15 protein-coding genes are annotated in these 17019 nt (G+C 67.9%); 6 read left to right on the top strand and 9 right to left on the bottom strand.

The genetic code is table 11. The features are described 5' to 3' along the window. Window positions 1–208: 208 nt before the first annotated feature. The 6 genes from V3T34_RS08455 to V3T34_RS08430 all read right to left on the bottom strand — a co-directional run bounded on the left by V3T34_RS08455 (window position 209) and on the right by V3T34_RS08430 (window position 5742). Entirely contained in the window at window positions 209–763 is a 555-nt protein-coding gene (locus tag V3T34_RS08455) for a metallophosphoesterase (RefSeq protein ID WP_305076648.1), read from the bottom strand. Between the two features lie 310 nt (window positions 764–1073). Then, a complete protein-coding gene (locus V3T34_RS08450; protein WP_305076647.1) occupies window positions 1074–1790 on the bottom strand; it encodes an ImmA/IrrE family metallo-endopeptidase in 717 nt (238 codons plus the stop codon). Between the two features lie 9 nt (window positions 1791–1799). After that, window positions 1800–2114 carry a helix-turn-helix domain-containing protein gene (locus V3T34_RS08445; RefSeq protein WP_305076646.1) on the bottom strand — a complete coding sequence of 105 codons (315 nt, stop codon included), beginning with the start codon at window positions 2112–2114 and terminating at the stop codon, window positions 1800–1802. Window positions 2115–2266: 152 nt separating this feature from the next. Beyond that, complete coding sequence (locus tag V3T34_RS28560; protein ID WP_407942684.1) at window positions 2267–3007, bottom strand: E2 domain-containing protein; 741 nt, start codon at window positions 3005–3007, stop codon at window positions 2267–2269. Next, window positions 2994–4604: an adenylate/guanylate cyclase domain-containing protein gene (locus V3T34_RS08435; protein WP_305076644.1), complete on the bottom strand. Its 1611-nt coding sequence runs from the start codon at window positions 4602–4604 to the stop codon at window positions 2994–2996. Before V3T34_RS08435 ends, V3T34_RS28560 begins: the two co-directional genes overlap by 14 nt. 13 nt (window positions 4605–4617) lie before the next feature. Next, the gene (locus tag V3T34_RS08430; RefSeq protein WP_305076643.1) at window positions 4618–5742 is read right to left on the bottom strand and encodes a cyclic nucleotide-binding domain-containing protein; all 1125 of its coding nucleotides are present in this window, start codon (window positions 5740–5742) and stop codon (window positions 4618–4620) included. A gap of 223 nt (window positions 5743–5965) precedes the next feature. On the opposite strand from V3T34_RS08430, the gene V3T34_RS08425 reads away from it, so the two are divergent. Further along, window positions 5966–6658, top strand: coding sequence for a DNA-binding protein (locus V3T34_RS08425; protein WP_305076642.1), 693 nt, complete (start codon window positions 5966–5968; stop codon window positions 6656–6658). A 68-nt stretch (window positions 6659–6726) separates the two neighbouring features. On the opposite strand, the gene V3T34_RS08420 is transcribed toward V3T34_RS08425, so the two are convergent. Both V3T34_RS08420 and V3T34_RS08415 read right to left on the bottom strand, forming a co-directional pair. Further along, window positions 6727–7137: a response regulator gene (locus V3T34_RS08420; protein ID WP_305076641.1), complete on the bottom strand. Its 411-nt coding sequence runs from the start codon at window positions 7135–7137 to the stop codon at window positions 6727–6729. A 255-nt stretch (window positions 7138–7392) separates the two neighbouring features. Then, complete coding sequence (locus V3T34_RS08415) at window positions 7393–7863, bottom strand: MarR family winged helix-turn-helix transcriptional regulator (RefSeq protein ID WP_305076640.1); 471 nt, start codon at window positions 7861–7863, stop codon at window positions 7393–7395. Between the two features lie 238 nt (window positions 7864–8101). Here V3T34_RS08415 and V3T34_RS08410 point away from each other — a divergent pair, with 238 nt between their 5' ends. The 5 genes from V3T34_RS08410 to V3T34_RS08390 all read left to right on the top strand — a co-directional run bounded on the left by V3T34_RS08410 (window position 8102) and on the right by V3T34_RS08390 (window position 14606). Beyond that, window positions 8102–9475: a sensor histidine kinase gene (locus V3T34_RS08410; RefSeq protein ID WP_305076639.1), complete on the top strand. Its 1374-nt coding sequence runs from the start codon at window positions 8102–8104 to the stop codon at window positions 9473–9475. A 113-nt stretch (window positions 9476–9588) separates the two neighbouring features. Beyond that, a complete protein-coding gene (locus V3T34_RS08405; RefSeq protein ID WP_305076638.1) occupies window positions 9589–12231 on the top strand; it encodes a GAF domain-containing protein in 2643 nt (880 codons plus the stop codon). Between the two features lie 257 nt (window positions 12232–12488). Continuing rightward, window positions 12489–12722, top strand: a complete 234-nt coding sequence (locus tag V3T34_RS08400; RefSeq protein ID WP_238208239.1) for a hypothetical protein — start codon at window positions 12489–12491, stop codon at window positions 12720–12722. Window positions 12723–12798: 76 nt separating this feature from the next. Further along, complete coding sequence (locus tag V3T34_RS08395) at window positions 12799–13686, top strand: cytochrome b/b6 domain-containing protein (RefSeq protein WP_305076637.1); 888 nt, start codon at window positions 12799–12801, stop codon at window positions 13684–13686. Beyond that, complete coding sequence (locus tag V3T34_RS08390; RefSeq protein WP_305076636.1) at window positions 13683–14606, top strand: molybdopterin-dependent oxidoreductase; 924 nt, start codon at window positions 13683–13685, stop codon at window positions 14604–14606. Before V3T34_RS08395 ends, V3T34_RS08390 begins: the two co-directional genes overlap by 4 nt. 37 nt (window positions 14607–14643) lie before the next feature. Here the strand turns inward: V3T34_RS08390 and V3T34_RS08385 are convergent, their stop codons facing one another. Beyond that, on the bottom strand, window positions 14644–16962 hold the full coding sequence (locus tag V3T34_RS08385) for a hybrid sensor histidine kinase/response regulator (RefSeq protein ID WP_305076635.1): 2319 nt from the start codon (window positions 16960–16962) through the stop codon (window positions 14644–14646). Window positions 16963–17019 lie beyond the last annotated feature (57 nt).

Raw genomic sequence — 17019 nt, 5'->3', positions numbered from 1 at the left:
GGGGAAAGCGGGGTTCGGCCGATGGCCGGGGCTCTCCGTATGAGGTGCAGGGAACGGGGCACGGTGATCTCGCGAGGGGACGGGTGACCGCCCAGGTTCGGAACAAACTGGCAACAGGCGGGCAGGACGTCAAGGCGTCAGGCGATCCTCGGCAGTCTGCAGCGTTCGGCCGGTGGATAGGTGTGGATGGATCCTGCAAGGGTGCAGGTCATGGCGGTCCCGTCGCCACTGACGCGTTCTCGGCCAACCGCGCCCGAATTTCGTCGAGGGTGACGGGTCGGAAGCCGAAGCAATCGACACCGACGTCGGTGCTGGCCGCGGTACCCGGCAGCGTACCGTGGGAATGCCCGTAGAGGTGTAGGTCGCCGCGGTGCATGCGCGGCCAGATGCGATGGGCGTAGTGGCTCAGCCAGACGCCCTGCGGCGCACCGTCCGGTCCGGGGACGACCACCCGGGCCACGTCGACGATGCCGTCCCAGGGTAACCGCGAACCGATCTTGTCGTGGTTGCCCCGGACGAGGAAACGACGACGTCCGCGGAGGCGGCCGAAGACGGAACGGGCGTAGTCCTCGCCGCAACGGTAGCAGAAGTCGCCGAGGTGCCAGACCGTGTCCTCGGGGCCGACCGCGGCGTTCCAGTTCGCGATCAGCGCCTCGTCGTGTTCCTCGATGGAGGTAAACGGACGGCGGGTGGTCATCTGCTCGCCCAGAAGGGCCCGGTGGCCGAAATGGTGGTCGCTCGAAAATAGGGTTCTGGATGGCATCGGAGCCTCGCGGGATGCGGAGGCTCGGCACGCGGCGGCACTCCGGCGGTCAGTCAGTCGGGCGCTCGCGGTCGGGTTTCATGGCGGTGTCTCCTGAGGGTGGTCGACCGTGTATCGGTGCGGGGTGCCTGTGCAAGCCTGGGGCGCCGGGATCCACAGCACAGCGACGCCGTAGCGGTGCCGAAGGCGGTTCCGATTCGCCGGGCCGGTGCCCGAAAACGCGACTCAGTAGCGGGATATCGGGTAGCGCTACCTGATACCCCACGCGCGAATAAAAGCCCTCTTTCGGGGATACGAACCGAGTTGAACTTCAGTCGAAAAGTGTCGCTGTTACAGGCTTGTCCGAAAGGTAATTCAGCTTGATGAGGCGGATCTTCGCCGCCTCCCTGGAAACTGCGAAGGCGTCGGTAATTGCAGCAATCAATTGATCGGAAAGTTCGGTTCCGATGCGAAAGGGGGTGAGCTTCCCGCTTGCTAGAACGAGGGGCCGAAGCAGGTCAGTGAGCGCCTCCCGAGGCATCAAAAAAGCACCGCTCGCGTAGGACGCCTGCCACTCCATCCAATCGACCTGAGGGGCATCCAGCATCGTTTCACGCTTGCAGACGACGCGTGCCCCACCTCGTTCGACGAACAGGTCTCCGGCGGCAAATCTCAACTGGAAAACTTCGTCATGGAAGACGGCATGGCCCAGTTCATGTGCGAGTGTTGTTCTATAACGGTTCTCCCTGGTATCGCTCGCGGAAAGTGTCTGAGAGACCTTGATCTCTGGTCGAACTCCAACGGAAAAGTTGGTGACGCCCTCAACGTCGAAGCCGTCATCGGTGAGGTCGGCGTAAACGTCGAGATCTGAGACATGCTGCTCGACGAGGACACAGAGCTCGTCGGTGGTCAAAGGAAAGCGGATGCGTCCTACTTTGTCCTGGAGGAGACGACGTACGATGACCTCGCATGCACGGTCGAGGTCTTTCTCTCGGTAGTATGGGCGCTTGCCAAAGCGACCTGTCCTATCGACGACCCAGGAGACCATCTTCAGAGCCTATTTGGCAGTTCGACGGAAGGCGCTAAACATTTGCACGACGTCCTCGCGCGGTATATTCGCATCCCTCACATCTGAAGGTAATATACCAGATAGATAAAACAAATAGTCTGATTCAATTCTTAGAGCCTCTGAAAATTGGCTAATTATATGATCAGATGTTGGCTGTCTTCTGTCTCTCTCAATATCATTTAGGTATTGAGGCGTGATTGGCCTCTCGTCATCCTCCTTCATGATCATGCTCGCCAGCTCCTTTTGGCTGATGCCGAGCTGCTTTCTCCGTGCCGCGATGTAGGAGCCAAAAGTCGAGGACATGTGCGATCTGCCATTGTCAGCCAATTCGCGGATCAGCGTACCACTGACGGATTCGTCCGGGTAGCCATCGGAAAGGGTATGGTGAACGGGACCGTCCGCTCAACGTCGTTCGCGGCCGGCAGCGTCATCCCGACGGGATCGGCCTCGGGCGCTCACCGGAGCGGGCAGGCCTGCATCGTACCGCAGCAGGTCATGCCGGACAGCTTCGCGGCAGCGACGAACTGCACCAGCTTCTCCTTACGAAGTCGCTCCTCGCGCAACACGCCCACCACGTCCTCGCGGTGCGGGCAGTTCCGTCTTAGGACGGCATGGCCATCCCGTCGCCTGCGGCCACATGGACACGGACAACGGCCGTTCCGAAGTCGGTCCCCCGTCCTCCGCAGGAGCGGTTCGAGCGAGGCGAGCAGAGAGGGGTCGCCCAGCATGAAGGCTTCGTAAGCATCGGCGAGCCCCGCCCTTCCGGCATGATCGAGGGCACGCTGGTGATGGAGGCCTGCCGCGCCATGCGACAAAGCGTGCTGCTCGGGCCAGAGACCTGTCCGGGCTGCGGTACGCTGCATGCGCAGGTAATCCTCAAGCCGGTTCCACCATCCCGCAGCCGACGGCCGGTCGGAAACTGCGGCCTGCTCAGGCAGGCCAAGGCAGAACCAGCCATCCGCCTCTATGTGCCGCTCGAAGCAGCGAACCGGGAATACCGTGCCTGGGACGTGTTCACGTGCTCGCACCGCCCCGTCGAGCTCAGCTACCTCAAGCTCGACGACGAACGACGCCACCGCGGCATTGAGTGTCACCGCGGCCAGACCCCTTGCGCGGTTCGGGAACGAGGCGCCTACCTGGAACCAGGCCGGCGCCTCGGCGAGAGCTAATTCTAACAGGTTGTCAGCCGTTGGCATGGAAGCGATGCTCCGGCTCGGGCCGCCGGATGGTAGGAGCAACTGCCACGGTCCTCGCCACGGCCGGGGCCGCCGGCGTGCCCAGCAGAGCCTCGACCGCCTCGTAGTCGAGGTTGTTGGCCTTGCCGAAACGGAAGATCTGCTTCACCCGAGAGTGAGCGGCTTCACGAGCGGTCGGCCCCAGGCTCGTCTCCGTTCCGGAGCAATCCTGCTGAAGCCCCTCCGAGCCCGAGACCGCCCGGCTCGACGCGCATCGAACGCTCCGGTCGCCCCGAATTCCAAGCCGCGTCACGGGCGTCTGGCCGAGCTCCAGGCCGATGGCGATACCGAGGTCGTCGATGTCGTGCAGCATCGCCTGGCACAGGTTAAACGATGAGCGGATGCCGCCGGCCATCCTGACCGCCGTCTCGACGGAAGCGGCCCTGTCGGTCTCGACACGCGACCCGTCCGCGACGATGCCGTGTACGCAATCGCCGATGAAGCGGACCTTCCTGCCGTTGAAGTCTTCCTTCACGACCGCGGCCAGTTCGCCTCTGATGACATGGATGTTCGCCACCATCGGCGCGATCTGGTTCGTGGCGATGCAGCGGTCGACGTAGGCCGTGAAGCCGTCCAGGTCGGCAAAGACCGACATCAGCGACATGCGCACCGAGTTGCTGGGCTTGAGGACGCCGAAATCGATGCTGCTGAGCGGAGGCTCATGGTGGTGGAAGTGGAAGACCGCCTCGCTTGCTAGGCTCTCCATCAGCACGGTGTCCGTCTGCAAAGACCAGATCGCGGCATCGACTTGGTTGCGGATCGGCTGGGCATCCTGCGTCCAAACGGGGCGCCCGAGGCCCTCGTTGAAATACTTGAGGCGCTCGGTGTCGGAGAGCGCCATGGCGCGCTCCATGAGCAGCGACCCCGTGCGGAGCTGCCCGATCACGGCGCGGGCGTTGTCGCTAAGGAAGATCCCCGGCGTGTCCCCGGCCGCAATCTTCGCCGCGTGGTTCGCCGGCTGTCCAAGGAACAGCGGCTCCGGCTCGTGCTTCCTGCCGCTGCTGATGGCGACCGCCTTGCCCGTGTCGATGCCGATGCGCACGCGGGTGTTGAGCTTGGTCTTGCCCAAGCGTGGGGCGGCCGCCTCGATGGTGTCCTTCAGCGCGTTTGCCATGGCGATGGCGCGAAGGACGCGCTGCCGCTCGTTGCCGCTGCCGGGAGGGGTCACGACGACCGCGTGCAGCCGGGGTCCGTGGAAGTCGACCCGCTGCGCCTCGTAATCGGCGACGATCCGGTCAGCTGCCGAGTAGTGCAGGTGCAGAAACTGCATGAGACGTCGGCTTGCGGCCTCGGTCTCGCGCCCCTCCTCAAGCATGACATCGTGGTAGTCGATGAGGTTCACGTAGACGTGGACGCCGTCGACCAAGACAGCCTTGCGATCCGGGACACTGAAGATGGGCGCCTCGTCCCGACCTAGGGACTTACCGCGCGCCCGCAGGTCGATACGACGCCTGTCGAGATAGCCTTGGTCGAAGCTTTCGACGACCACCGCCGCTTTCGGCACGGTGCCCATCAGGTTGGAGATGCGCGCGCGGCTGCGCGTGACGTCCCAGGCCATGGTCGGTCTTTCCTCAGTCAATGGAGAAGTGGGCAGGGTAGGTGCGGCCATGCTTGGCCGGCATGGCGAAGGGCTCGGGGCCAAACCGTGCCCGGGCGTCGGTGTCGAGGCGGTCGAAAACCCGGTCGCTGATGCGCACGGGCCCGTTCGGCTGTCCGTCCTTGGGCTTGTACTGCTCGAACCGGCTCGCGGTGTTCACGGTCTCGCCGATGATGGTGTAGGCGCTCCGTCCCCCAGCGCCGAAATCGCCGACGATGGCCTCACCAAGGTGCAAGCCGATCCGCAGGCCCATCGGCAGGCCGTTATCCGCCGCGGCCACGCCGACATCCCGCACGGCCGCCAGGGCCGCGTTCGCAGCGGCGTTAGCTGCCTTGACCAAGCGGGCCTCGTCCGGGCATGGCCAGAACGCCATCAGGCCGTCGCCGAGGAACTTGTCGACCTGCCCGCCGGCGGCGCTGATCGCGCGGACCTGCGGCTCGACCATCAGTTCGAGTGCCGCCGCGGCCGCCGCTGGCTCAAGTCCTTCCGCATAAGCGGAGAACCCCGAGATGTCGCTGAACCAAACGACCATGCCCTTGTTGATCGGCTTGATCTTGGTTGCGGCCATCCGCATGGCGCCGAGCGCTGCCTGAACACCGTCCGGGCAGACGAACCGTGAGACCATGCTCTCGATGTCCACAACCTCGCCGGTCAGCGCAGCCCGGTGCACGACGGCTTCGTCGAGCTTGACGACGAGCGCGCCGCAGACGGCTTCCAGCCACATTGCCCTGCACTCAGGGTCCAAGAACTCCAAAACCGACCGGTCAATTCTCCAGGCCGACGACCGCCGCGACGCGATGACATCGGCTCCACGCCGGGCCGGACCGCCGTCCTGACGGGGTCGGAAGAAAGCAGCCTCACCGATGATGTCTCCGGGCCCGCGGCCCGCGAGCTTGTGCGTCGAGCGGATGCAGAACTCCCCCGTCTCGACGATCCAGACGCAATCGGCCTCATCGCCGGCCCTGCACAAGACCTGGTCCTCCTTGCACGAGACCAGGTTGAACTCGGTCACGAGCGCGGCGGCCAACCGCTCCGGATTGGAAACGTAGCGGCGCAAAAACTGGTGCACGCCGGTTTCTTTCTGGGTGTCAACAGCCATGCCGAATCCTCAAAAATACGCTACTTAGCTTATCGCGCGATTAGCTGAGGTCAATAGCGGCGAGGTCCGCCTCGGACCACCCTGGTCGTTGGGCGGTCAGGTATCGGGAAGCGCTACCCGATACCCGACCTCGGAGTCGCTTTTGGCGCCTCCGAGGGGGACTCCGTAGCGCGCGCTTAACCCCCTCCGGGTCATGGTTTCCCCAGCCCCAGGGAGCGCACCCATGCCGTCGGAGTCGACCGTCTTCCACGTGGCCGACGTCCTGCTGGCCGCCGGGGAACGGCCCAGCCTGCGCAACGTGCGCGCGAGAATCCCGGCCGGCGGATCGCCCCGCGACGTCTGCAAGCACCTGCGCGCCTGGCGCAAACGGCGCGGCTACGACGCCAGGCTCGAACCCACCGACATGCCGAAGGCCGTGCGCGACAAGGGGCAGGCGCTCGCCACCGAGATCTGGAAACAGGCCAAGCGCGAGGCCACCCAGGCCTTCGCCCGCGAGCGCGCCACGGTCGAGGCCGACGCCGCCGACGAGCGCCAGGACCGCGAGCACCTGCTCGGGATGATCGAGACCCTCCAGGCCGACAACGCCTCACTAGTCATCCGAGCAGAGGCGGCCGAAGGCGAGGCCGCCCGCGTCCTCGCCCGCCTCGCCAAGGTCGAGAACCAACTCGACCGCTTCCGCGCCGAGGAGTTCTGGGACCGGGTCATGCGCGAGGTCGCCGAGGTCCTGGCCGAGCGCGGCGCCCTGACACCGGGCGAAATCCTACCCGAACTCAGGAGCTGGACCGTCCGCGGGGCGGCGCTCCACCGGGAGCCGCTCACCGCCGCCGTGCTCAGGAAGAAGATGGACGTCCGCGTCTCCTTCGGACGCTACTTCGAGCACCGGGATGAAGGGCGCTATTCACGCAGGGTCGGATAAGGGGGCGACGGCGAAGGCCCGTGCCGCCTCGCCTGCTTCGGCCCGAGCCGCTCGCGAAAACCTTTGGATCAGCCGCGGAGCGGCGGCGGCTTGCGGCCCTCTGGGAGCATGTCCCGCAGATGGTCGTGGACGATCCGGGCGCTGAACGGCTTGGCGATGAAATGCGCACCGTCCGGAAGGTCGGCCGGGCCCGGCGTGGCCTGCCCGGACGCGACGACGATGCGGATGTGCGGCCAGTGGCCCGCGGCGTGCCGGGCAAGGGCGAACCCGTCCAACTCCCCGGGCATCTGGACGTCGGTGAACAGCACGGAAAGCTCGGGGTGCCGTTCCCGCAGCAGGGCCAGCGCCGCGTCGGCATCCGTGGCTTCCAGGGTCTCGAACCCGGCGTCTTCGAGGATGTCCAGCGCGTCCATGCGGATGAAGGCATCATCGTCGACGACGAGGGCGCAGGGGCGGGACTGTGGGGTGGGATCGGTCATGGCGGGGATTAAAGCCCGTCCGCCGTGAAAGGCTCCCTGGCCTCCGGCGTCGATGAAAATCCGTCGTGCGTAGGCCCGGTGCCGTCAGGCTGCGCCATGTGCGTCCAGCAAAGTTCGCGCATCACGCCCGCGGCCGGCGCCACGACCCGGCAACCATGGAACGCGAGCCGCGGGACATCGACCGGGAAGACAGCGCCCGCATCCGCTACGAGTTCATCGATAGTTGCCGCGTGGACGCCGGCGTCCGGAGCGTCCTCAGCCCGGCTCGTCACCCCGGGGCATGCCCGTCGCGGCGACACGCACGGCGAGATCCTTCAACTCCTGGCGCAGGTCGGCGAGGTCGCGCTCGCCGAGGCCGGTGCGGCAGACGACGGCCTGCTGCGCCTGCGAGACCCTGTCCTCCAGCAGCCGGCCCGCCTCCGTTAGGCCGACGAGGACGACGCGCCGGTCCGCGGCGCGGACCCGGGTGACGAAGCCTGCCGCCTCCAGCCGGTCGACCAGGGGCGTGACCGCGCTGGACGAGAGTTGCAGGCGGGCGGCCAGGTCGTGCACCGCCGTCACCCCGTCTTGCCAGAGCGCCAGCATGACGAGGTATTGCGGGTAGGTCAGGCCGAGCTCGCCCAGCAGCGGCCTATAGGCGCGCACCACCGAGTTCGTCGCGGCGTAGAGGGCGAAGCAGAGCTGATCGTCCAGCCAAAGCCCGCGTTGCTTCGTCGATGTCGCCATTGACCGGCGCTCCGTCCAGACGTTAATCGTTCACGCGTGAGCGATGCCGTCAACCAGCCGCCACGGCGGATCGCCCCGAGGGTCAGGTAACGGTCCCGGCCCGGATAGAGGGCGCCGCGGCGACAACCTCGGTGCGGCGCCTGGGCGGCCCCCGGTTGCCCGCTTATCCCTCGATGTCGTGCGGATACGTCGACGACGCAACCGGCATGGCAAAGGCTGGGACATCGGGAGCGGACTCATGGATGCGGTCAGCGCGCAGGACATCGTCGACACCGTGCGGTCGAGCCTGCTGGTGCTCGACCTCGACCTGCGGGTGCAGTCCGCCAACCGAGCCTTCTACCGGACCTTCGCGGCCGCCCCGGACGAAACCGTCGGACACCCCCTCTTCGCGCTCGGGAACGGGCAATGGGACATCCCGGAGCTGCGCAGGCTGCTCCTGGAGATCGTGCCGCGCGACGAGGCTATCGAGGGCTACGAGGTCGGGCACGACTTCCCCGGCATCGGCGTGAAGTGCATGCGGCTCAACGCGCGCAAGGTCCATCGCGAGGGCGGCGGCGCCTCGTTCGTGCTCCTGGCCATCGACGACATCACCGAGGAGCACGAGGCCCGTAAGGAAGCCGAACGGCAGAGGAGCCTCGCGCAGAGCATCGTCGACACCGTGCGCGACCCGCTCGTCGTCCTGGAGCAGGACATGACCGTCGTCACTGCCAGCCGGGCCTTCCTGCGCCTGTTCGAGGTCGAGGCCGGCGACCTGGCGGGGCTGTCCCTCTACGACCTGGCCCAAGGCCAGTGGCGCGTCCCGAGGCTGCAGGAGCTCCTCGGCCGGATCGTGCCCGACGACGCAACCCTCGACGGGTTCGAGATCGAGGACGAGTTCCCGGGCCTCGGCCGGCGCATCTTCAAGCTCAACGCCCGCAAGGTCTTCCGCCCCGGCAACCACGTGACGCGGCTGCTGCTGGTGTTCGAAGACGTGACCGAGACGCGCCTGATGGAGCGCCACCGCGACCTGCTCGCGGCGGAACTCGCCCACCGCATCAAGAACAGCCTGCAGATCATCACCTCGTTCGTCTCGTTCGAGATGCGGCGGGCCGCCGAGCCCTGCGTCGACGGCTACCGGGCGATGCAGGCGCGCATCAACGCCGTGGCCGAGCTCTACGACGTGATCTCGCGCTCGGCGACGCTCGGGCCGGTCCCGGCGGAGACCTACCTGAACGGCATCGCCGGCAGCCTGCGGTCGAGCCTGCTCGGCGAGGGACCCGGGGTGTCCATCGTCGTGACGGCCGAGCCGGTCGCGATCCGGACGGAACACGCGGTGACGCTCGGCCTAATCGTCAACGAGCTCGCGACCAACGCGGTCAAGTACGCCTTCTCGGACGGCAGGGGCCGCATCGACATCGGCCTGCGCCGCATCGACGACGGGGTCGTGCTCACCGTCAGCGACGACGGCATCGGCCTGTCGGGGTCCGCCGCGGGCAAGCCGAGCTCCGGGCTGGGCTCGCGCTTCGTCGAGGCGTTCGTCAGGCAGCTCGGCGGAACCATGGCCACCGCCGCCGGCGGCCCGGGGACGACCTTCACCGTGCGCTTGCCGCCCTCCGTGTTCGCCGAGGCCTGACCTCGACCGCGCCCGTGTTCCAGGACCGTGCCGTCGTGCCGCCGGAACGGCCAAGCTGGCCCGACGTTGGGCCGCTCGAACCCCGGCATCACCATGTCCCGATTGGATAGCCATTGCCGCCCTGCACGCCGACCGCCATCCATGAGGACCATTCGGGCATCGATGCGACCGGGCAGGAGGCGAGACGGCTCGCGGCGCTCGCCGGGTACGCCATGCTCGACACGGTGCCCGAAGCCGAACTCGACGACATCGTTCGCCTGGCCGCCCGGATCTGCGGCACGCCGGTCTCGCTGATCACCCTCGTCGACGACGTTCGCCAATTCTTCAAGGCCCGGTCGGGCTACGCGGGCGCGGAGAACGCGCCGCTCGATTCCGGCTTCTGCCCCCTCGTCGTGAACGCCGGTGCGCCGCTCGTCATACCCGATGCAAGCTCCGACCCCGCCTACGCGGAAAACCCGGCGACCCGCGACGCCGGCGTGCGGTTCTACGCCGGCGTGCCCCTGCTCACGGCCGACGGCCTCGTGCTCGGGACCCTGTGCGTCGTCGACGGCGACGCGCATCCCGGCGGCCTGGATGCGACGCAGGTCGAGGATCTTCTGGCGCTCGCCCGGCAGGTCATGGCCCAGTTCGAGCTCCGCCGAGCCGTGCGCGACCGCGACGAGGCATTGCGCCGGCAGCGGGCGGACGAGGCCCGCCACAGGCAGGTCCTGGCCAGCGCGGTGGACTACGCCATCGTCACCACGGACCTCGACGGTCGGGTCACCGGCTGGAACGCCGGGGCGGAGATGATCCTCGGCTGGAGCGAGGCCGAGGCTCGCGGCCGCCACGCCGACCTCTTCTTCACGCCGGAGGACCGGGCCGACGACATCCCCGAGAGCGAGATGCGGGCGGCGCGCGAGGAGGGGCGCGGGAACGACGAGCGCTGGCACCTGCGCAAGGACGGCTCGCGCTTCTGGGCCCTGGGCGAGATGATGCCGCTCACCGCCGAGGACGGGGGCCACGTCGGCTACCTCAAGATCCTGCGGGACCGCACCGAGCAGCGCCGGCGGGGCGAGCGCCTGCAACTCCTGGCCCGGGCCGCCGCCGAGTTGCTGTCGGCCGCCGATCCGGACGCGGCGCTGGTCCCGATCCTTGAGGCCGGCACCGAGGCGCTCGGCTTCGACCAGACCTACATCTACGTCTCGGCCGCGGAGGGCGAGCGTCTGGCGCTGACGCAGTCCGTCGGGCTCGGGCCGGAGTTCAGGGCGGTCCTCGGGGACGTGTCCTGCGACCTGCCCCTGTGCGGGATCGTGGCCCGCACGAGACGACCTTTCGTGCTCCCGCACATCCAGGCGAGCGACGAGCCACGGCATGCCATGGCGCGCGGAGCCGGGCTGACCGCCTTCGCCGGCTACCCCGTGCTCAGCCACGGGCGTCTCTCCGGGGTGATCTCCTTCGCCTCGACACGCCAGCCCGACTTCGACGCCGAGACCTTGGCCTTCTTCACCACGGTCGCGCAGTTCCTGTCCACGGCGCGCGGCAGGCTCGACGACGAAGCCGCCCTGCGGGCCAACGAAACGGACCTGGAGCGGCAGGTGGGCGAACGCACGCGGGCCCTGATGATGGCCGAGGAGGCGCTGCGTCAGTCACAGAAGATGGAGGCTGTCGGGCAACTGACCGGGGGCGTCGCGCACGACTTCAACAACCTGCTGACCATCATTCGCTCGTCGGTCGACTTCCTCCGCCGGCCGGACCTCGCGGCCGAGCGCAAGCAGCGCTACCTCGACGCCGTCTCCGACACGGTCGAGCGGGCCGCCAAGCTCACGGGGCAGCTCCTCGCCTTCGCCCGGCGTCAGGCGCTCACCCCGGAGGTGTTCGAGGTCGGGGCCCGCCTGCGCGCCGTCGCGGACATGCTCGACACCGTCACCGGCGCGCGCATCCGGGTGGTGACGGAGATGGATGGGGCGCCCTGCCACGTCCGCGCCGACGTCAGCCAGTTCGAGACCGCGCTCGTGAACATGGCGGTCAACGCCCGGGACGCGATGCAGGGCGAGGGAACCCTCACCCTGCGCCTCGTCTGCGGGGCGGCCCTGCCGTCGATCCGGGGCCATGCCGGATCGGCCAGCCCGTTCGTCGCCGTGTCGCTCACGGATACGGGCAGCGGCATCCCGACGGACGCGCTGCCGCGGGTGTTCGAGCCGTTCTACACCACGAAGCCCGTTGGCCAGGGCACTGGGCTCGGCCTGTCCCAGGTGTTCGGTTTCACCAAGCAGTCCGGCGGCGACATCGCCGTGGAGAGCGAGCCGGGCCGGGGAGCGACCTTCACCCTCTACCTGCCCGAGGTGCCGGCGCCGGTCGTCGTCGAGGGCACCCGGGCGGCCGAGGTCCCGACCGCCACAGGGCTTTGCCTACTCGTCGTCGAGGACAACCTGGAAGTCGGTCGCTTCGCCACGCAGATCCTGGAGGACCTCGGCAACGAGACGGTGTGGGCGACGAACGCCGAGGAGGCGCTCGCCGAGATCGAGCGGACGCCGGACCGGTTCGACGCGGTGTTCTCCGATGTCGTCATGCCCGGAATGGGCGGGGTCGCCCTCGCGGAGGAGCTGCGCCGCCGCCTGCCGGACCTGCCGGTGGTCCTGACCTCCGGCTACAGCCACGTCCTCGCCCAGGACGCCTCGCACGGGTTCGAGCTCGTGCATAAGCCGTACTCGGCCGAGCAACTCTCGCGCATGCTGGGCAAGGTCACCGCGCCGCGACGCGACGGCATCGTCCGGTAAGCCCGCGAACGGTCACGGGCAGAAAGGCAACCCCCGCCTTTTGCAGGCCCGTCTGAAACCTTTCGGGACGAGCCATCGTACAGGCCGGCATACGCCCGGCCAGGGCACGGCACGGGGCCCGGCCCCGGCGCCCGAAGTGGTGTGTCCGACGCCGCTCGGCTGGAGACAATTTGTTCGTAAGATCAGGAGCTTGCGGCACGTTCCTTACCTTGCCTCCTCGTGCGAAGGGGATTCCTTCCCCGTACAGGAGACATCGAATGAAGATCACTACCCTCGCGCTCGCCGCCTCGGTCCTCGGGGGCCTCGCGCTCGGAACCGGTGCCGCCTCCGCCGCCCCGATGGGCCCGAACGGCCTCCAGGCCGGCCCGGCCGGCATCACGCAGGTCCGCATGACGCATGGCGAGCGCATGATGATGAAGAAGCGCATGATGCATAAGAAGATGATGAAGCGCCGGATGATGAAGCGGAAGATGATGATGAACCGCATGTAAGCGGCCATCACGAACGCGGCGGTCCAACCCTCGGGTTGGCTGCCGCGCCCCGCGGTTCCCAGGATATGTACGCCTCGTGCCCCGCACCTATCTGACGCGCTCCGCCCCCGACACGGGCGAGGTGGAGCATCGGCGCTGGATGTTCCGGCACCCCGCCGTCATCCGGATCACCCACTGGATCAACGCCCTCTGCCTGTTCGTCCTGCTGACGAGCGGCCTGCAGATCTTCAACGCCCACCCGGCCCTGTACTGGGGCAAGGTGTCGAGCTTCGACACGCCGCTGATGGCGATGTCCTCCACCGAGGACGATCCGCCCAAGGGCGTCACGACGGTCCTGGGCCGCACGTTCGACACCACCGGGTATCTCGGTTCCTCGGCGGGCTCGGACGGCGAACCGGCCGACAGAGGGTTTCCGTCGTGGCTGACGCTGCCGAGCGACCAGGATCTCACAGGCGGGCGTAGCTGGCACTTCTTCTTCGCCTGGGCCTTCGTCCTGAACGGCGCCCTGTACCTTCTGTACGGGCTGCTGAGCGGACAGCTTCGCTTCCGCGTCGTCCCCCAGCGCGACCAAGTCCGACACTTCGGCGCCTCGGTGTGGGAGCACCTGACGCTGCGCTTCCCGCAAGGCGACGAGGCCAAGCGCTACAACGTCATCCAGAAGCTCACCTACGGCGCCGTCCTGTTCGTGTTGCTGCCGGTGCAGGTGCTGGCCGGGCTCGCGATGTCGCCGGCGATGGACGCGGCGTTCCCGTTCCTCCTGACCCTATTCGACGGCCGGCAGTCGGCCCGGACGGTCCATTTCGTCGTGGCCGCGCTGCTGGTCCTGTTCGTGGTCGTCCACGTCGCCCTCGTGGTGCTGTCGGGGTTCCGGAACAACATGCGCGGCATGCTCACCGGATGGTTCGTGATCGAGCGCCGGATCGAACCCGCGGCGGGGGATGATGTCCGGGAGCACCGCGCATGATCCGGCAGCCGAACCGACGGTCCCTCCTGCTCGGTGCCACCGCGGCCGTTGGCACCGCGATGCTCGGCGGATGCGACCGTCTCGGCGAGGCCGAATGGTTCCGGCGCACGCTGAAGACCGGCGAGGATGCCAACCTGTTCGTCCAACGGCTGCTGCTGACGGAGCGGACGTTGGCCCCCGAGTACGCCGAGGCCGACATCTCGCCGTGGTTCAAGCCGAACGGCACCGAGGACCCGCCGGACAAGGCCTACAAGGCTCTCGCGCGGCGCAGGTTCGCGGATTACCGCCTGGAGGTCGGCGGGCTGGTCGAGACGCCGCTGAAGCTCTCGCTGGCGGAACTGCGCAGGCTCCCGTCCCGGACGCAGATCACCCGCCACGATTGCGTCGAAGGCTGGAGCGCCATCGGCCAGTGGACGGGTGTCCCTTTGGCCGACCTTCTGGGGCAGGCCAAGCTCAAGCGTGAGGCGCGCTACGTCGTGTTCCACTGTGCCGACACGATGGATCAGGGCGAGGACGACGGCGCGGATGCGGCGGACGATGGCGACCCGGGCGGCCAGGAGGCTGGCGGCAACGCCAACCCGGCCATGACGAAGCAGTCCGGTGGTGGAGAGGACAAGCGCGACTCCGGCGGGCAGCAGGCCGCGGATGCCGAGCCGGCATCCGAGCCGGTGCGATACTACGAGAGCATCGACCTGGTGGACGCGTTCCACCCGCAGACCATCCTGGCCTACGAGATGAACGGTAAGCCGCTGCCGGTGGCGAACGGGGCGCCCTTGCGCCTGCGGGTGGAGCGCAACCTCGGCTACAAGCAGGCCAAGTACGTGATGCGCATCGAGGTCGTGGACAGCTTCGCCGGCATCGGCGGGGGCAAGGGCGGCTACTGGGAGGACCAGGGCTACGCTTGGTACGCGGGCATCTGACCGGATACGGCAGCCGTAAACCCGGTCCGGCGCAGAGCTAACGCTCCGCGATCAGTTCCCTGATCCGCGAGGCGAGCGCCTCCATGGCGAACGGCTTGGTCAACACCTGCATGCCGGGTTCCAGGTGCCCGTGGCCGAGCACCGCGTTCTCGGCGTAACCCGTGATGAACAGCACCTTGAGGTCCGGGCGCCGTTCCCGCCCGGCGTCGGCCATCTGACGCCCGTTCATTCCGCCCGGTAGGCCGACATCGGTCACCAGCAGGTCAATGCGTACGTCCGATTGAAGCACCTTGAGGCCCGCGACGCTGTCGGCCGCCTCGATGGCCGTATAGCCGAGATCCTCCAGCACCTCGGTGACCAGCATGCGCACCGAGGGCTCGTCGTCGACGATCAGCACCGCCTCGTCCCGTCCCGCGCGGGCGGCCTCGGTCAGCCTCGGCATCGCGTCGTCGACGTCGGCGTCACCGTAGTGGCGCGGCATGTACAGGCACACGGTCGTGCCTTGACCGACCTCCGAGTAGATCCGGACCTGTCCCCCCGACTGCTTGGCGAAGCCGTGGATCATCGAGAGCCCGAGGCCCGTGCCCTGGCCGATGGGCTTGGTCGTGAAGAAAGGCTCGAACACCCGGGCGACCACCTCCGGGGGCATGCCGGTGCCGGTATCCGTCACGCACACCGACAGGTACTGGCCCTCCGGGACGTCGTGCTTGACCGCGGTCGGTCGATCCAGCCACTTGTTGGCCGTCTCGATGGTGATGCGGCCGCCGTCCGGCATGGCGTCGCGGGCGTTGATGCACAGGTTGAGCAGCGCATTCTCAAGCTGGCCCGGATCGATCAGCGCCGGCCACAGGCTCGCGGCCCCCACGACCTCCAGGGCCACCTGCGGACCGATGGTCCGGCGGATGAGTTCCTCCATGCCGGCGATGAGGCCGTTCACGTTCGTCGGCTTGGGCGTCAGCGTCTGGCGGCGCGAGAAGGCCAGCAGCCGGTGCGTCAGCGCGGCCGCGCGCTTGGTCGCCCCCTGCGCGACCGTCATGTAGCGGTCGAGATCGCCGAGCCGACCCTGGCCTATGCGGGCCTGCATCAGTTCCAGCGAGCCGGAGATGCCGGCGAGCAGGTTGTTGAAGTCGTGCGCCAGGCCGCCGGTCAACTGCCCGACCGCCTCCATCTTCTGGGACTGGCGCAGGGCCTCCTCGGTCCGGGTCAGCGCCTCCGCCTGCTCCCGTTCGACGGTGACGTCCCGCCCCGTCGCGTAGGCATAGTCGCCGGCCGGCGCCGCGACCCAGGATATCCAGCGGATCGAGCCGTCCCTGTGACGGTAGCGATTGACGATGCGGGGCTGGCCGCCCACCGAGGCGAGGGCGTTCGCGTCCGCGGTCCCGGCCTGGTCGGCTGGGGCTATGAACTCGTTCACGTGATGGCCGACGAGTTCCTCGGGCGCGTAGCCGAGCATCGTCGTCCAGGCCGGGTTGACGCGACGGAACACGCCGTCGAACCCGATGACCAGCAGGAGGTCTGGCGAGGTGTTCCAGAGGGTGTTGAGCTCCAGGGTGCGTTCCTGGACCTGCTGTTCGAGCGTGTCGTTCAGCGTCCGAAGCTCCTCCTCCGCACGCTTGCGGGCGGTGACGTCGTTGAAGAAGATGGCGATCTGCCGCTCGGCCGGGTCGCCGACCCGGATGGCGCGCACGTCGAACCAGCGTTCGAACGCTTCCGCGTAGCTCTCGAAGTTCGCCGGCTCGCCGGTCGAGGCGACGCGCCCATAGGTCTCGAACCAGAACCGCTCAAGGTTGGGCGCGAACTCGGTGACCCACTTACCGCGCAGGTTGACCCCGGCCTGTCGCTCGAAGGCGGGATTGGCCTCAAGGAAGCGGTAGTCCACCGGCCGGTCGTCGACGTCGAACTTCACCTCGACGATGGCGAAGGCGGTCTCGACCGTCTCAAGCAGCGTCCTGAAGCGGTCCTCAGTCCGACGGAGACGCTGACCCGCCTCGTGCTGCCCGGTGCGGTCGCGCAGAATCTTGACATAGCCATGGTGGCCGCCGTCGTCGCCGCGCAGGGGCATCAACTCGCCGGAGGCCCAGAACTCGGTCCCGTCCGCGCGGCGATGCCAACGCTCGTCGTTCGCCCGACCCTCGGCGAGGGCGGTCCGCATCTCCGTCTCCGGTATGCCGGCGGCCCGGTCCCGTTCGGTGAAGAGGCGGTCGGCCGGCGTACCGAGGATCTCCTCGCGTCGCCAACCGAAGATGGCCTCCGCCCCGGCGTTCCAGTCCGTGACGATGCCGTCGAGATCGGTCACCACGACCCCGAAGTCGATGGCGCTCTCGATGACATGCTGGAGGTGGCGTCGTGCGGGCATGGTTCCCTGTAGCCGATTCCCCGGCGAAAGTTGGGGCCGCCCCGCGCGGGGCGGCTC

This window comes from Methylobacterium ajmalii (assembly GCF_036448855.1).
GTDB lineage: Bacteria > Pseudomonadota > Alphaproteobacteria > Rhizobiales > Beijerinckiaceae > Methylobacterium > Methylobacterium ajmalii.
This window is presented reverse-complemented; position numbering and strand designations above follow the sequence as displayed.

Bases quoted from the DNA above. Each gene is read 5' to 3' on its own strand.
- V3T34_RS08455 (WP_305076648.1), bottom strand. From the start codon at position 763: ATGCCATCCAGAACCCTATTTTCGAGCGACCACCATTTCGGCCACCGG.
- V3T34_RS08450 (WP_305076647.1), bottom strand. From the start codon at position 1,790: ATGGTCTCCTGGGTCGTCGATAGGACAGGTCGCTTTGGCAAGCGCCCA.
- V3T34_RS08445 (WP_305076646.1), bottom strand. From the start codon at position 2,114: ATGTCCTCGACTTTTGGCTCCTACATCGCGGCACGGAGAAAGCAGCTC.
- V3T34_RS28560 (WP_407942684.1), bottom strand. From the start codon at position 3,007: ATGCCAACGGCTGACAACCTGTTAGAATTAGCTCTCGCCGAGGCGCCG.
- V3T34_RS08435 (WP_305076644.1), bottom strand. From the start codon at position 4,604: ATGGCCTGGGACGTCACGCGCAGCCGCGCGCGCATCTCCAACCTGATG.
- V3T34_RS08430 (WP_305076643.1), bottom strand. From the start codon at position 5,742: ATGGCTGTTGACACCCAGAAAGAAACCGGCGTGCACCAGTTTTTGCGC.
- V3T34_RS08425 (WP_305076642.1), top strand. From the start codon at position 5,966: ATGCCGTCGGAGTCGACCGTCTTCCACGTGGCCGACGTCCTGCTGGCC.
- V3T34_RS08420 (WP_305076641.1), bottom strand. From the start codon at position 7,137: ATGACCGATCCCACCCCACAGTCCCGCCCCTGCGCCCTCGTCGTCGAC.
- V3T34_RS08415 (WP_305076640.1), bottom strand. From the start codon at position 7,863: ATGGCGACATCGACGAAGCAACGCGGGCTTTGGCTGGACGATCAGCTC.
- V3T34_RS08410 (WP_305076639.1), top strand. From the start codon at position 8,102: ATGGATGCGGTCAGCGCGCAGGACATCGTCGACACCGTGCGGTCGAGC.
- V3T34_RS08400 (WP_238208239.1), top strand. From the start codon at position 12,489: ATGAAGATCACTACCCTCGCGCTCGCCGCCTCGGTCCTCGGGGGCCTC.
- V3T34_RS08390 (WP_305076636.1), top strand. From the start codon at position 13,683: ATGATCCGGCAGCCGAACCGACGGTCCCTCCTGCTCGGTGCCACCGCG.
- V3T34_RS08385 (WP_305076635.1), bottom strand. From the start codon at position 16,962: ATGCCCGCACGACGCCACCTCCAGCATGTCATCGAGAGCGCCATCGAC.